The 14,188-nt window shown below is 58.9% G+C and carries 12 protein-coding genes; 7 read left to right on the top strand and 5 right to left on the bottom strand.

Going from position 1 to position 14,188, the window contains the following annotated elements:
• Positions 1-52: 52 nt before the first annotated feature.
• From xdhC to EBA31_RS11970, 5 genes are all read right to left on the bottom strand, one after another.
• A complete protein-coding gene (xdhC, locus tag EBA31_RS11990; RefSeq protein WP_122079244.1) occupies positions 53-826 on the bottom strand; it encodes a xanthine dehydrogenase accessory protein XdhC in 774 nt (257 codons plus the stop codon).
• Complete coding sequence (gene xdhB / locus EBA31_RS11985) at positions 810-3,212, bottom strand: xanthine dehydrogenase molybdopterin binding subunit (RefSeq protein WP_122079241.1); 2,403 nt, start codon at positions 3,210-3,212, stop codon at positions 810-812. Before xdhB ends, xdhC begins: the two co-directional genes overlap by 17 nt.
• Positions 3,205-4,635 (bottom strand): xanthine dehydrogenase small subunit, encoded by a 1,431-nt coding sequence (gene xdhA / locus EBA31_RS11980; RefSeq protein WP_122079238.1) that lies wholly within the window; start codon positions 4,633-4,635, stop codon positions 3,205-3,207. The genes xdhB and xdhA overlap by 8 nt, the downstream gene beginning before the upstream one ends.
• Positions 4,632-5,963: a guanine deaminase gene (gene guaD / locus EBA31_RS11975; protein WP_122079236.1), complete on the bottom strand. Its 1,332-nt coding sequence runs from the start codon at positions 5,961-5,963 to the stop codon at positions 4,632-4,634. Before guaD ends, xdhA begins: the two co-directional genes overlap by 4 nt.
• A gap of 310 nt (positions 5,964-6,273) precedes the next feature.
• On the bottom strand, positions 6,274-7,449 hold the full coding sequence (locus tag EBA31_RS11970; RefSeq protein WP_020826775.1) for an ROK family transcriptional regulator: 1,176 nt from the start codon (positions 7,447-7,449) through the stop codon (positions 6,274-6,276).
• Between the two features lie 100 nt (positions 7,450-7,549).
• Between EBA31_RS11970 and EBA31_RS11965 the strand changes: the two genes are divergently transcribed.
• From EBA31_RS11965 to fecR, 7 genes are all read left to right on the top strand, one after another.
• Complete coding sequence (locus tag EBA31_RS11965; protein ID WP_122079234.1) at positions 7,550-8,800, top strand: extracellular solute-binding protein; 1,251 nt, start codon at positions 7,550-7,552, stop codon at positions 8,798-8,800.
• Between the two features lie 9 nt (positions 8,801-8,809).
• Positions 8,810-9,718 carry a carbohydrate ABC transporter permease gene (locus tag EBA31_RS11960; RefSeq protein ID WP_122080613.1) on the top strand — a complete coding sequence of 303 codons (909 nt, stop codon included), beginning with the start codon at positions 8,810-8,812 and terminating at the stop codon, positions 9,716-9,718.
• A complete protein-coding gene (locus EBA31_RS11955) occupies positions 9,708-10,547 on the top strand; it encodes a carbohydrate ABC transporter permease (protein ID WP_046373635.1) in 840 nt (279 codons plus the stop codon). The genes EBA31_RS11960 and EBA31_RS11955 overlap by 11 nt, the downstream gene beginning before the upstream one ends.
• A gap of 20 nt (positions 10,548-10,567) precedes the next feature.
• Complete coding sequence (locus EBA31_RS11950) at positions 10,568-11,521, top strand: carbohydrate kinase family protein (RefSeq protein WP_082144825.1); 954 nt, start codon at positions 10,568-10,570, stop codon at positions 11,519-11,521.
• Entirely contained in the window at positions 11,521-12,600 is a 1,080-nt protein-coding gene (locus tag EBA31_RS11945) for an ABC transporter ATP-binding protein (protein WP_122079232.1), read from the top strand. The genes EBA31_RS11950 and EBA31_RS11945 overlap by 1 nt, the downstream gene beginning before the upstream one ends.
• 93 nt (positions 12,601-12,693) lie before the next feature.
• Positions 12,694-13,215, top strand: a complete 522-nt coding sequence (gene fecI / locus EBA31_RS11940; RefSeq protein WP_122079229.1) for a ferric citrate uptake sigma factor FecI — start codon at positions 12,694-12,696, stop codon at positions 13,213-13,215.
• A complete protein-coding gene (fecR, locus tag EBA31_RS11935) occupies positions 13,215-14,171 on the top strand; it encodes a ferric citrate uptake sigma factor regulator FecR (RefSeq protein WP_122079227.1) in 957 nt (318 codons plus the stop codon). The genes fecI and fecR overlap by 1 nt, the downstream gene beginning before the upstream one ends.
• The last annotated feature ends 17 nt before the right edge of the window (positions 14,172-14,188 follow it).

Raw genomic sequence — 14,188 nt, 5'->3', positions numbered from 1 at the left:
TGAGTTGGCCTAAGCATCAGGCTTTTTGGCCTTCGGTTTAATGAAAACCTTTTCAGCGTAAACCTTGCCCGTAGCAGGCAATAACCTCCCCGGCCACCGCCACCGCGATCTCCGCCGGCAGTTTGCCCTTCACGTCCGGCAGGCCCAGGGGGCAGCGCATGGCGGCGATCGCCGTTTCGCTGATGCCGCGTTGGCCGAGCTTGTATTCGAAGCGTTTGCGTTTGGTCAGCGATCCGATCAGGCCGAAGTACCCTGCGTCGCCGCGACGTAAAATTCGCTCCGCCAGTGCCAGGTCCAGCGCGTGATCGTGGGTCATCACGATAAAATAACTGCCCGGCGGCATGGCGTCGACGATCTCCAGCGGCTCATCGCTGATTTCTTGCTGCACCCCGGCGGGAATAACCCGCGGGAACTCCGCAGCGCGGCCGTCCACCCAGCGCACCCGGCACGGCAGCGTGGCGAGGATATTCACCAGCGCGCGCCCGACGTGGCCGGCACCAAACAGAGCGATCTGCGGGCGCGGCGATATCATCGGCTCAAACAGCACGCTGGTGGTGCCGCCGCAGCACTGGCCCAGTCGCGCCGCCAGCGGGAAACGCTCCAGCCGTAACTGGGGCGCAGCCTGTTGCAGCATTTCGCGCGCAATCGCCAACGCCTGGAACTCCAGATGGCCGCCGCCGATGGTATTCACCGCACGTTCGGCGGTTACCAGCATTTTGGTACCGCGATTGCGTGGCGTAGAGCCTCGTTCATCGACCAGCGTCACCAATACGCAGGGCTCGCCGCGCCTGCGTGCCTCTGCCAGCGCCTCAATCCATTCGTCCATCGCCGTTCCCCCGCACGCCATCGGTGACAACGTCACTATGTAACATCTGCTGCACGCCCCACAGCACCCGTTCCGGCGTGGCCGGTGCGTCGATGTTGGGTTGCAGGCGGTAATCCGCCAGGCTGGCGACCGCGTCTTTGATTGCGCACCATACCGAAATGCCCAGCATAAACGGCGGCTCACCCACCGCTTTGGAATGAAACACCGTATCTTCCGGGTTTTTGCGGTTTTCCAGCAGCCTGACACGCAAATCGGCAGGCACATCGCCGATAGCCGGGATTTTGTAGCTGGCTGGCCCGTTCGTCAGCAACTTCCCTTGTTCGTCCCACACCAGCTCTTCGCTGGTCAGCCAGCCCATGCCCTGCACAAAGCCCCCCTCGACCTGACCGACGTCGATTGCCGGGTTCAGCGAGTCGCCCACGTCGTGCAGAATATCGGCGCGCAGCAGTTTGTACTCGCCAGTCAGGGTGTCGATCACCACCTCCGCGCAGGCCGCGCCGTAGGCGAAGTAATAGAACGGGTGACCGCGGGCCTGGTCGCGATCGTAGAAAATTTTCGGCGTGCGGTAATAGCCGGTGCTGGCGAGCGAAACCTGATTGAAATAGGCCTGTTCGACCACCTGCTCGAAGCTGAAATAACGCTCGGCCACTTTGACCTGGCCGTTATTGAAAATAATCTGCTCCGCACTGACCTGATGCTGTTTGCTCAGCATCTCGATCAGCCGCTGTTTAATGATTAGCGCGGCATTCTCCGCCGCCTTGCCGTTGAGATCCGTGCCGGATGACGCCGCCGTCGGCGAGGTATTCGGCACCTTGCCGGTATCGGTAGCGGTGATTTGAATACGTTCGATGTCCACCTGGAACACTTCGGCGACAATCTGCGCCACTTTGGTGTTTAGCCCCTGGCCCATTTCGGTGCCGCCGTGGTTAAGTTGAATGCTGCCGTCGGTGTACACCAGCACCAACGCACCGGCCTGGTTAAGGAAGCCGGCGGTGAAGGAAATACCAAACTTCACCGGCGTCAGCGCCAGCCCTTTTTTCAGGATTGGATTTTGCATGTTGAACTGCCGGATCGCCTGACGGCGGGCCTGATAATCGGCACTTTGCTCCAGCTCTGCGGTGATTTCCTGCAACAGGTTCTGCTCCACCGGCTGGTGATAATGCGTAACGTTGCGTTGATCCTTGCCGTAATAGTTGGTTTTTCGCACCGCCAACGGATCGAGCGCCAGATAGCGTGCAATATGATCCATGACCTGCTCAATCGCCATCATGCCCTGCGGCCCGCCAAAGCCCCGGTAAGCAGTATTGGAAGCGGTATGCGTCTTACAGCGGTGGCCGGTAATCAGCACATCTTCCAGAAAATAGGCATTATCAGCGTGGAACATGGCGCGATCGACGATAGAACCCGAAAGGTCGAGCGAATAACCACAGTTGCCTGCCAGGCTGATTTTCACCCCGTGCAGCAGCCCGCTGTCGTCGAAACCTACGTCATATTGAATATAAAACGGGTGGCGCTTGCCGGTGATCAACATGTCATCGCGGCGGTTAAGGCGCATTTTGACCGGTCGCCCGGTGAGATGCGCCATCACGGCGCACAAACACGCAGGACCGGCAGCCTGCGTTTCCTTACCGCCAAAACCACCGCCCATGCGCCGCGTATCGATTGTCACTCTGTGCATTGGCAGGTTGAGCACCGAGGCCACCAGCTTTTGGATCTCGGTCGGGTTCTGAGTCGAGGAATACACCAGCATGCCGCCGTCCTCGGCCGGCATCACCGACGCAATCTGGGTTTCCAGATAAAAGTGTTCCTGACCGCCGACATGCAGCTCCCCCTGAATGCGGTGTTTCGCCTGCGCCAACGCGCGGTCGGCGTCACCCCGTTGATGACGATGCGCCTCCTGCACCAGGAAACCTTCCCGTAAAGATTGAGTGACGTCCAACCGTGCCGGTAAATCCCGATAGGTCACTTTAATCGCCTGAGCGGCACGCCAGGCAATTTCCGGATCTTCCGCCGCCACAACCGCAATGACCTGTCCGACGTATTCCACCTTATCTTTCGCCAGCAGCGGATCGCCGTGCGTTAAAGGGGCGATATCCAGTTCGCCCGGTACGTCCTGCCAGGTGATCACCCTTACCACGCCGGAAAAGTCGTAACATGCCGACAGGTCCAGCTTTTCGATCTGCGCATGTGCCCGTTCGCTCAGCCTGGCCGCCAGATGCAATTGGTTCGGAAACTCAAGCCTGTCGTCGATGTATTGCGCTTCACCGCTGACGTGCTTGTCGGCACTCTCGTGCTTGCGGCTGCGGCCTACGCCGCTGGTTAACGACTGGCGGAAACGTTCTGCCAGCTGTTCCTGGGTGTGTTCGGTCCCTTTGCGATTACTCATGAGCGGTCACCTCTATTGCCAGCTGCGGCGCTGTCAGCGCAATGAAGTAGCGACGCAGCAGGTTTTGCGCCACCAGCAAACGGTAAGCGCTGCTGGCGCGGAAATCGCTCAGCGGCGTAAAGTCCTGCGCCAACGCCTGTGCCGCTTGCTCAAGGGTTTCTCGCCGCCAGGGCTGCCCCACCAGTTGCTGCTCGCAGAGTTCGGCGCGTTTCGGGGTCGCCGCCATGCCGCCGAACGCCACGCGGGCGCTGCGGATAACGCCTTGATCAAAGGTCAAATTAAAAGCGCCGCACACGGCCGAAATGTCGTCTTCCAGGCGTTTGGAGACTTTCCAGGCACGAAAGTCCGCCGGTGCGCTGGCAGGCAGTACGATACTTTCAATAAATTCTCCCGGCTGCAGTGCGGTTTGGCGGTAGCCAAGGAAGAAGTCGTTCAACGGCAGTTCACGCTGGGTAGCACCACAGCGCAGGATCAGCAGCGCGTCCAGCGCCAGCAATAAGGGCGCACCGTCGCCAATCGGTGAAGCATTGGCAATATTGCCCCCCATCGTGCCCTGATTGCGGATCTGCTGGGAAGCAAAACGCGCCAGCAGTTCACCAAAGGCCGGATGATAGTTGGCCAACATCGGATACAAATCACTCAACGCGGCGCCGGCGCCAATCACCAGACGATCGCCCTGCCAGCTTACCTGCCTGAGCGCCTCGATTTGGCCAATAGCGATGATCAGCGGGATATCCTGATGCCGCTGGGTGATTTCCAGCGCCAGATCGGTCCCGCCGGCCAGCAGCTTGGCCTGCGGGTGCTGTTGATAGAGCCGCGCCAGCTCATCGAGGCTCTGCGGCAGCAAACAGCGCTTGCCGTCAGCCTCCAGCGGCGTTGCGGCACGGATGGCCTGCAGCCGTTGCAGCGTTTGTGGCTGGTGGTGGTCGAAGCTGTCTGGCTTAGGGTTATCGCACGCCTGCTGCGCCGCCGCCAAAATCGGGCGATAGCCGGTACAGCGGCACAGGTTGCCGGCCAGTGCCTGCTGCGCCTGTTCGCGTTGATAGCACGCTGTGTTTTTTTGCAGGCAGAACATCGACATCACGAAACCCGGTGTACAAAAACCGCACTGTGAACCGTGACAGTCGACCATAGCCTGCTGCACGCCGTGCAATTCCCCCTGCTGTTTCAGATCCTCTACGGTGATCAACTGTTTGCCGTGCAACGCGCTGACGAAGGTCAGACAGGCATTAACGCTGCGATAACGCAGCCGATCGCCTTCCGGCTCGGCCAACACCACGGTACAAGCGCCGCAATCGCCGGAGGCACAGCCCTCTTTGGTGCCGCAGCGGCCAAGGTCACGCCGCAGGTAGTTCAGCACCGTGGTGTTGGGATCGAGTGCGGTTTCTGTTTTCAGGGTTTGATTAAGCAGAAACTGGATCATGCCGCCTCCTGGCACTTGGCCGCTCGGTACACCACTTTGCCGTCGACGTAAGTACGATAAACATTGCGATCGTCACCCAGGGTCATTAACACAAACAGTTGCTCCGCCAGTTCGCGGCTGTTTTCATGTCGCAACTTTTGCAGCGGTGACACGGCCGGATCCAGCACCACAAAATCCGCCTCTTTGCCCACGTCGAAGTTGCCGATTTTGTCGTCGAGCGACAGGGCTCGAGCTCCGCCCAGCGTCGCGTGGTAGAAGGCTTCACAGGCGGAAAGCTGATAGCGCTGCAGCTGAGCGATCTTGTAAGCCTCACCCAGCGTTTCCAGCATGTTAAAGGTGGTCCCGGCCCCGACGTCGGTGCCGATACCCAGCCTGACCTGCTTCTGCCAGGCCTTTTGCAGGTTGAACAAACCGCTGCCCAGAAACAGATTCGAGGTTGGGCAAAAGGCGATCGCCGAACGGGTTTGGCACAGGCAATCCCACTCTTGTTCTTCCAGATGCAAACAGTGGGCGAACACGCTTTTCTCTCCGGTCAGCCCGTACTGGTGGTACACGTCCAGGTAGCTGCGGCTGTCGGGGAACAACTCTTTTACCCAGGCCACTTCATCAAGATTTTCGCTCAGATGGGTATGCAGGTAGGCATCCGGAAATTCCTGGCGCAGGCGCTGCACCTGCTCAAGCAGCGCCGGGGTGCTGGTGGGCGCAAAGCGTGGCGTAATGGCGTAACTCAGCCGCTGTTTGCCGTGCCAGCGCTCAATCAGCGCTCGCGTTTGGCGGTAGCTCTGTTCCGGGCTTTCCAGCAAGGCTTCCGGCGCATGGCGATCCATCATCACCTTACCGGCAATCAAGCGCATGTTCAGCGCCGCCGCCTGGCGGAACAGCGCTTCAACCGACTGAGGATGCACGGTGCCAAATACCAGCGCCGTAGTGGTGCCGTTGCTTAACAGCTGCTGCAGAAAGAATGCCGACATTTTATCTGAGTGCCGTTCGCAGCAAAATTGGCTTTCTGTCGGGAAGGTATAGTTTTTCAGCCAGGTCAGCAGTTGCTCGCCATAGGCGCCGATCATTTCGGTTTGCGGGTAGTGAATATGGGTGTCGATAAAACCCGGCACGATCAGTTTGTCCGGATAATGAGCGACCTCAAACCCCGGCGGCAACAGCGATTCGCCCTGCTGCCAGCTGCCGAACCAGGCAATCGCGCCTTCATGGAGCAGCATTAACCCGTCAGGAATATGTCGCAGTTGCTGACCTAATTGCTGCGGGTGATCCACGCAGGCCGCGATGTCGAAAAAATTGCCACGGATCGCCGTGGTGAATGGCATGTTCATTTTGCTTTCCTTCTCTACCGACCAGCGCACAGCACCCGGCTGAGTCAATTCAGCCTGGAGAGCGATGGCGGTCTTTTTATCGATCGCAGATGTTGATTTAAGAATAGCAAGCCGCGTGCCAGTCGGTTTTTTATTGACTATTTATGTTTAAAAACAGAAGGATAAAATTCACCGAACAATATTCCGAGCCAACGAAAAATAAGCAGAATATAAGCAAACGGTTGCCCTTAAATAGCAACCGTTTGCTTATATTGGATTAATGATTAGCCTGCACCATTATTGGGCAAGAATATAAATCGGAGGATGGGTTTTATGACTTCAATAACACTTCATAACGGGGATTGAATTCATCGAACAGCGGCAGTGCCGCCGCCCCCAATGCGGCGGTATCCGCACCGGTGGTGCCCAGCCGCACCCGCAGGCCGTCGAGGTATTTGCTGCGCACCGAGCGATGCAGCGGCACCAACCGTTTGATCAGTTGCGCCACGAGGCTTTCCGGCATCAGGCCACCGATAATCACGGCTTCAGCGTCAAACATGCATTCGACGATGTTGATCGCCTGACGTAACGCAGGCACCGCCGAATCCAGCCAGGTGTCAATCTGCGACTGCGGCAATGCCAGCAAGTCTTGTGGTCTGGCGCTCATCGGATCCAGCCCGCAGCTCTCGTAGGCCGCCTGCAGCGAGACATAACGTTCCAGGCAGCCCTGGTTACCGCAGTAGCAGGCGCGCCCGCCCGGTTGCACAATCATGTGGCCGACTTCACCAGCATTGTGCGCATGGCCGGTATAAATTCGGCCATCGGTGAAAATCCCCGCGCCAAGCCCGGTACCGAGATACAAATAAATAAACGAATTCAGCTGTCTGGCTACGCCGTGCAAACGCTCGCCGATGGCGGCGACGGTGGCATCGTTCTCCAGCGTCACCGGCAGGCCGCTTTGCGCGTTAAGTTCAGCCACCACATCGATATTTTCCCAACCGTTGAGCGTGGTCGGCCCCACCGATGAAATCCCTTCCACGCCAAACGGCCCCGGCATTACCACGCCGATCCCCAGCATTTTCCCCCAGGCCAGATCCGGCTGCTGGCGCATTTCTTGCAGTACATCACAAATCAGTTTCAAGGTGGCAGCAGGTTGCGGCTTTTGCACCATAATCAGCCGGTGGAAACGTACGCTGCCTGACAGATCAACCACGATCATCAGCAGGGACTGGTGATCCAGATGGATGCCGATGGAATACGCACTGTCTGGGTTAAGAGTCAACGGCGTGGCCGGCTGACCCCGCCCGCCGGCACGACGCGGCAGGTGCGAAGAGAGAATGCCGGCCTGTTCCAGCTCGGTTGCGATGTTTGAAACGGTTTGCGGCGTCAGTGAGGTCAGCCGGGCAATTTCGGCACGGGTCAGTTCTCCGTGCAGACGGATAGCCTCTATCACTACGCGCCGGTTGTGTGCGCGAGCATGTTCAAGGTTAGTGCCGGAAGTCGTCATAACTGCCTATGCAGAAAGGGAAATCGTCTTTGCAGTATGGTGCCCTCCAATAAAGCAATCAAATTGATTTAAAAATCTTTTTAACACCGGAGAACGCACAATGAAAAGCCATACCCTTGCCGCTACGGCAGTCTGTACTTTGTCTGCCCTGGCGCTCAGTCTCTCATCCGCCTATGCCGCCCCCACGCAAATTAGCGCGTTGTTTATGACCCAGGCGGCCTACAGTGAAAACGATATCCGCGCCATGACCGCGGACTTCAGCAAACAACACCCGGATATCACCGTTAATCTGGAGTTTGTCCCTTACGAGGCGCTGCACGATAAAATCGTCGCGGCGCGCGGTGCCGGCAGCAATGGTTACGACGTGGTGCTGTTCGACGCCATCTGGCCGGCGGAATTCACCAAGTTCGGCCTGCTGCAAGACGTCACCGCGCGCATCAGCGCCGACGACAGCGCCAAAATCTTTGCCGGCGCCATGACCACCGTCACCTACAAAGACAAGCGCTGGGGCATGCCGTGGATCCTCGACACCAAATACCTGTATTACAACAAGGCCATGCTGGCCAAGGCCGGGATTGCCGCCCCGCCGAAAACCTGGCAGGAGCTGGAACAGCAGGCGGAAATTCTGAAGCAGAAAAACGTGGTCAAGTACCCGCTGGTGTGGAGCTGGTCACAGGCCGAAGCGCTGGTTTGCGACTACACCACGCTGGTGTCGGCCTTCAAGGGCCAGTTCATCCAGCAGGGCAAAATCACCTTCTCCAGCCCGGGTTCGCTGCAGGCCGCCAGCTACATGAAAGCGTCACTGGATAAAGGACTCACCAACCCGAATTCTCGCGAGTATCTTGAGGAGGACGTGCGCAAGGCCTTCTCCAACGGGGATGCAGCCTTCGCACTGAACTGGACCTATATGTACAACATGGCCAACGATCCGAAGCAAAGCAAGGTGGCCGGCGGCGTCGGTATCGTGCCGGCACCGGGCTCCGAGGCCGGTCAGGTTTCTGCAGTGAATGGCTCCATGGGTCTCGGCATTGCCAAGGCCAGCGCCCACCCCGATCAGGCCTGGCAGTACATCAGCTACATGACCTCGCAGCCGGTGCAGGACAAGTACGCCAAGCTTAGTCTGCCGATCTGGAAATCCTCCTATGAGGATCCCGCGGTGCAGAAAGGTCAGGAACCGCTGATCGCTGCCGCCAAACAGTCGTTGAACGTGATGCTTTCGCGCCCCGAAACCGCGGATTACTCACGGCTGTCCAACGGATTGCAGCAGGACCTGCAGCAAATCCTGCAGGGCAAAGTCACGCCGCAGGCCGGGCTGGATGCCGCGACCCAAAGCGCAGCACGGTTGCGTTAAGCGATGACGATGCTCACTCTGCCCCAACGTGAGCGTCGTCAGGCATGGGTGCTGCTGGCACCCATGCTGCTGATGATGCTGCTGCTTACCGCCTGGCCGCTGGGTCGTACCCTGTGGCTGAGTTTTACCGATGCGGCGCTGGTCGGCGACGGCGTAGCGCCGGCCTGGGTCGGTGCGGATAACTTTCTTTATGCCCTGACCGACCCGGACTTTCAGGCTGCTCTGGGGCGGACGCTGTATTTCACCCTGGTTTCGGTGGCGTTTGAAGGGGTGATTGGCGTGCTGGTGGCGCTGTTGCTCAATCAAAAATTCCACGGTCGCAATCTGCTGCGGGTGTTGGTGATTTTACCCTGGGCGCTACCGACCATCGTTAATGCCACGATGTGGCGACTGAATTTCAACCCGGATTACGGCAGCATCAACGCGCTGCTGACTCAGCTCGGCGTGATCGACCACTATCGCAGTTGGCTGGGAGAACCGGCTTCGGCACTCAACGCGGTAATGTTGGCGGACATTTGGAAGAACTATCCGCTGATCACCCTGCTGACGCTGGCGGCATTGCAAACCATCCCGGACGATTTGTACGAGGCGGCTCGGCTGGACGGCGCCTCTGCCTGGCGACGATTCCGCGCCATTACCCTGCCCGCCATTCTGGCGCCGCTGGCCGTGGCGTTGGTGCTGCGTACCATCGACGCGTTCAAAGTGTTCGACATCATTTACGTGATGACGCGCGGCGGGCCAATGGACAGCACCAAAACCCTGAGTTTCTTTGTCTATCAGGAATCGTTCAGCTATCTGCGCGCCGGCAGCGGTGCCGCCTACGCCGTGCTGATGACCTTGCTGTGCGGCGTGCTGATTGCGCTGTACATGCTGATGCTGTTCCGCCAGCGCAGAAGGAGCCTCGCCGATGAAGCCTAAACTCCGCCTGCTCTTGCGCTACGGCGCTGCGCTGCTGCTGGCAGTGTCGATCCTCGCACCGATGCTATGGCTGTTTCTGATGAGCGTCAGCTCTTCGGCCGATCTGACCCGCGTGCCGCTGGAATGGCTGCCGCGTCACTGGGATTTTTCGCGTTACGTCAGCCTGCTGTCGTTGCAACCCGGCCAACCCGGTGCGTTGTTTCTGCATGCGTTGTTCAACAGCCTGCTGGTTGCCTGCGGCGCGACGCTGATTTCGTTATTGCTGGCCATTCCTGCGGCGTTCAGCTTTTCCCGCTACCCCGGCCGCGACGGCTGGCTATTTGCCAGCCTGGCGATCTACATGGTGCCGCCGGTGGCTTTCGTGCTGCCGCTGTACTTTATCCTGCAACAGTTGGCGCTGTTGAACACCCATATCGGTCTGGTGCTGGTCTACTGCTCGCTGATCCTGCCGTTTCTCACCTGGATGCTGAAAAACCAGTTTGATGCCCTGCCGATCGACATCGAGCAGGCCGCCCGGCTGGACGGGTTACGCCAGTGGCAAGTGCTGTTGCGCATTACCCTGCCGCTGGCCAAACCGGCATTGGGTGCCTCGGCGCTGTTCGGCTGGTTGCTGGCCTGGGACGAATTTTTCTACGCGCTGCTGTTTACCAGCAATATTCAGGCGCAGACCTTGCCGGTGACCATAGCCGGTTTCACCGCCGGGCGGGCCACCGATGACGGGCTGATCGCCGCCGTCGGCATTCTGGCTGCCATTCCACCGCTGTTCATTGCCCTCTGGCTGCAAAAAACCCTGGTTAGCGGCTTAACCAGCGGCGGCAGCAAGGGCTAATTTATTCAGGGAAAATAGACATGATGAAGACCAACACCAAACCCACGCTGTACGTGGTGGGCAATATCAACGTCGATGTGATCATGAGCACCTTGCAGCAATGGCCGCAGAAAGGAACTGAAGCGATGCTCGATCACAGTGAACTGCGCCCCGGCGGTTCAGCAGGCAACTGCGCACTGGCGCTGGCGGCGCTGGAAACCCCTTACCGGCTGGTGGCCAATCAGGGCAATGACTATTTCAGCCCCTGGCTGGCGCAGCTGTTTCCGGACAGTTCGCCGTATTGGCCGATCTACAGCTGCGAAACTTCGCTGACTTTCGGCGTCACCCACCCCGACAATGAACGCACGTTTTTTAGCAATCAGGGGCATATTACCCGCCTCAGCCAGGACGATGTGCTGCATCAGATCCCGGTATTGGCCGGCAGCGGCGACACCGTTTTGTTGTGCGGCACCTTCCTGTGCACCACCTTGTTGGCGGACTACCCGGCGTTGCTGAAGACCCTGCGCCAGCGCGGCTATCGCATTGCGGTTGATACCGGTTGGCCCCCACAGGGCTGGAGCGAATCGTTACGCACGCAAATCGCCGACTGGCTGCCGTTCTGCGATGTTTTGCTGCTCAATGAAGTGGAAACCTGTGGCATGGCGGGCAGTGAGGATCTGTACACCGCCGCTCGCACCCTGAATCGTCAACAGCCTGCCGACGCCGCCTGCGTGGTGAAATGTGGCCCGGACGGTGCGCGCATGTGGTGCGGCGAACGGTTATTGCAGGCGGCGGCACATCCGATCAAGGTGGTCGACACCATTGGTGCCGGCGACAGTTTCAATGCCGGTTTCCTGACCGCCTGCCTGCATGGCCACTCGTCAGCAGTGGCGCTGCGCTGGGGTATTCGTGCTGCCAGCCACGCTATCAGCAGCTCGCCGCGCCAGTATCTGGACTGGAATACCCTGAAAACCTGCGCCGGAGAAATGGTCTGATGGCAAGTGTAGAACTGGTAAAAGTGGCCAAATACTATGGCAAACAGCGGGTATTGAACCCCCTGGATCTGGTGATCCCCGACGGCAGTTTTACCGTGCTGGTCGGCCCGTCAGGCTGCGGCAAGTCCACGCTGCTGCGCCTGTTGGCCGGGCTGGACAGCCTGACGGAAGGCACGATCCTGCTGGATAAAAAGAAGATCAACGATCTGGATCCTGCCGACCGCGACATCGCCATGGTGTTCCAGAGCTATGCGCTCTATCCGCACCTGACGGTGGCGGAAAACATGGCTTTTCACATGCAGGTGATGAAGGTAGCCAAGGCCGAGCAGCAGGCCAAGGTTCAGCAAGCAGCGCGCATTTTGGCGATCGATCATCTTTTGCAGCGCTATCCAAAAGAACTCTCCGGCGGCCAACGGCAGCGGGTAGCGATGGGCCGCGCCATGGTGCGTAATCCCAAGGTATTTTTATTCGACGAACCGCTGTCCAATCTCGATGCCCAACTGCGTATGGAGCTGCGTGCCGAGATCAAGGCCCTGCATCAGCAGTTCAAAACCACCACGGTGTATGTCACCCACGATCAGATTGAAGCCATGACGCTGGCGGACCAAATCGTGGTGATGAAAGACGGCAATATCGTGCAGCAAGGCAAACCGTTGGAGATCTACGACGCTCCCGCCGATACCTTTGTGGCGCGCTTTATCGGCTCACCGCCAATGAACCTGTTGGACGGCGTCGTCACGCCGCGCGACGACCGGTCTGGCGTCGCCTGTGGCGAACTCTGGCTGCCATTGCCCGCGAAATGGCGGCATGTTGCGGCAGGCAGCAAGGTGATCCTCGGGCTGCGTCCCCATGACTTCCACCGGGTCGACACCAGCGAGCAACCTGCCGCCCAACTGCGACTGATGGAGATCACCGGCGATGTCAGCCTGCTGCATATCAACTGGGGCGGTTATCGCCTGCACGTACAGTTCAACGGACGAATTAACGCACAAAGCGACCAACCGCTGTGGTTAGCGCCCAACCGTGACGCGATCCACCTGTTCGATGCCGCGACGGGACTGCGCTTGAGTGAAAGTTGAAAGTTCGCGTGGCCAGGGATGGCGTCAAACTTGAAACGATAACCATTCTCAATTATCATCCGCGCATCTTTTTTGACCGGCAGCGCGGAACCCATGTCAGCCACAGCCCCTACTTCCTCAGATGCGCTTACACGCCTCTACGCAACCCATCACGGTTGGCTGCGGGGCTGGCTGCAACGTCGACTCGGTTGCGCTTTTGACGCCGACGACCTGGCACAGGACACCTTCATGCGGATCCTGAAAAACGACTCCGCCGCCGCTATTCGCGAACCCAAAGATTTTTTGGTCACCCTCGCCAAGCGGGTGATGGTCGATTTCTTCCGCCGCAAAACGCTGGAGCGCGCTTATCTGGATATGCTGGCGCTGATGCCGGAGGCGCTGGCGCCCTCACCCGAACAGCGTCACAGCCTGCTTGAAAGTCTGCAAAACATCGACAGCATGCTCGACGGGCTGGGGCCGAAGATCAAACAGGCCTTTTTGCTGTCGCAGCTCGAAGGACTGGGCTATGCCGAGATTGCACAACGCCTCGGCGTTTCGGTCAGTTCAGTAAAAAAATACATGGCCAAAGCCGCCGAGCACTGCCTGCTGTTCAGCCTGGAAACAGAATACCCGTAATGAGCCACACCCTCACCCCCGAGCAGCGCCAGGCGCTGAAAATGGCCGCCCAATGGTTTGCCCTGTTATGCGACGAAAACGTCACCGAGCACCAACGGCAACAGTGGCAGGCCTGGCACCAACAAAACGAAGATCACCGCTGGGCCTGGCAACGCGTTGAAGCACTGCAAAGTCAGTTGCAGGGCATACCTGGAAAATTCAGCTATCGCACGCTCGATCAGGCCGGCCGTCAGTCCAGGCTGGATCGCCGCACCCTGCTGAAAAGTCTGTTGCTGTTGCTGGGCGTCGGTGGCAGTTGGTTGGGCTTTCAGTCCCCGTTGGGCCGCGAGCTGCGCGCCGACTACCGCACCGCTACCGGTGAAATTAAACCCATCGTCCTCAGCGACGGCAGCCAGTTAGTACTCAATACCGCCAGCGCTGTTGATGTTCGCTACAGCGCTGAAAAACGGCTGATCCTGTTGCACAGTGGAGAAATCAGTTTGATTACCGGCCGCGACGACCGGCCATTTTGGGTCGAAAGCCGGCAAGGTGCCATGCGCGCGCTCGGCACCCATTTCCTGGTGCGAGAAAACGACGATCAAACGCAACTGACGGTGCTTGAACACGCCGTGGAAGCCCACCTGGCACAGTTCCCACAGGAAAAACGACGGGTCAACGCCGGGGAACAAATCAGCTTCAGCGCTGTGGCATTCGGCCAACAACAGGCAGCCGGCAACGGCGACAGCTGGACCCGCGGCGTGCTGAGCATCAGTCAATGGCGGCTGGATCAGGTGCTTGCCGAACTGGCGCGTTACCGTCACGGCCGTTTGGATTGCGATCCGGCCATTGCCGGCCTACGCGTGAGCGGCAGTTTCCCACTGAAGGAGCCCGATCGCGCACTCCTGCTGCTCAGCCAAACGCTGCCGATCCGGCTGCAAAGCTTTACCCGTTATTGGTTAAAAGTGGTCCCCGCCTGATTTATTTAAATGAAAAT

Source organism: Serratia sp. P2ACOL2 (assembly GCF_003691565.1).
GTDB lineage: Bacteria > Pseudomonadota > Gammaproteobacteria > Enterobacterales > Enterobacteriaceae > Serratia > Serratia liquefaciens.
Note: the sequence above shows the minus strand (reverse complement) of the source record. Positions and strands in the feature narration are given on the sequence as shown.

What these genes read in the sequence shown, in the direction of transcription:
- xdhC (WP_122079244.1), bottom strand. Translation starts at nt 826, where the DNA reads ATGGACGAATGGATTGAGGCGCTGGCAGAGGCACGCAGGCGCGGCGAG.
- xdhB (WP_122079241.1), bottom strand. Translation starts at nt 3,212, where the DNA reads ATGAGTAATCGCAAAGGGACCGAACACACCCAGGAACAGCTGGCAGAA.
- xdhA (WP_122079238.1), bottom strand. Translation starts at nt 4,635, where the DNA reads ATGATCCAGTTTCTGCTTAATCAAACCCTGAAAACAGAAACCGCACTC.
- guaD (WP_122079236.1), bottom strand. Translation starts at nt 5,963, where the DNA reads ATGAACATGCCATTCACCACGGCGATCCGTGGCAATTTTTTCGACATC.
- EBA31_RS11970 (WP_020826775.1), bottom strand. Translation starts at nt 7,449, where the DNA reads ATGACGACTTCCGGCACTAACCTTGAACATGCTCGCGCACACAACCGG.
- EBA31_RS11965 (WP_122079234.1), top strand. Translation starts at nt 7,550, where the DNA reads ATGAAAAGCCATACCCTTGCCGCTACGGCAGTCTGTACTTTGTCTGCC.
- EBA31_RS11960 (WP_122080613.1), top strand. Translation starts at nt 8,810, where the DNA reads ATGCTCACTCTGCCCCAACGTGAGCGTCGTCAGGCATGGGTGCTGCTG.
- EBA31_RS11955 (WP_046373635.1), top strand. Translation starts at nt 9,708, where the DNA reads ATGAAGCCTAAACTCCGCCTGCTCTTGCGCTACGGCGCTGCGCTGCTG.
- EBA31_RS11950 (WP_082144825.1), top strand. Translation starts at nt 10,568, where the DNA reads ATGATGAAGACCAACACCAAACCCACGCTGTACGTGGTGGGCAATATC.
- EBA31_RS11945 (WP_122079232.1), top strand. Translation starts at nt 11,521, where the DNA reads ATGGCAAGTGTAGAACTGGTAAAAGTGGCCAAATACTATGGCAAACAG.
- fecI (WP_122079229.1), top strand. Translation starts at nt 12,694, where the DNA reads ATGTCAGCCACAGCCCCTACTTCCTCAGATGCGCTTACACGCCTCTAC.
- fecR (WP_122079227.1), top strand. Translation starts at nt 13,215, where the DNA reads ATGAGCCACACCCTCACCCCCGAGCAGCGCCAGGCGCTGAAAATGGCC.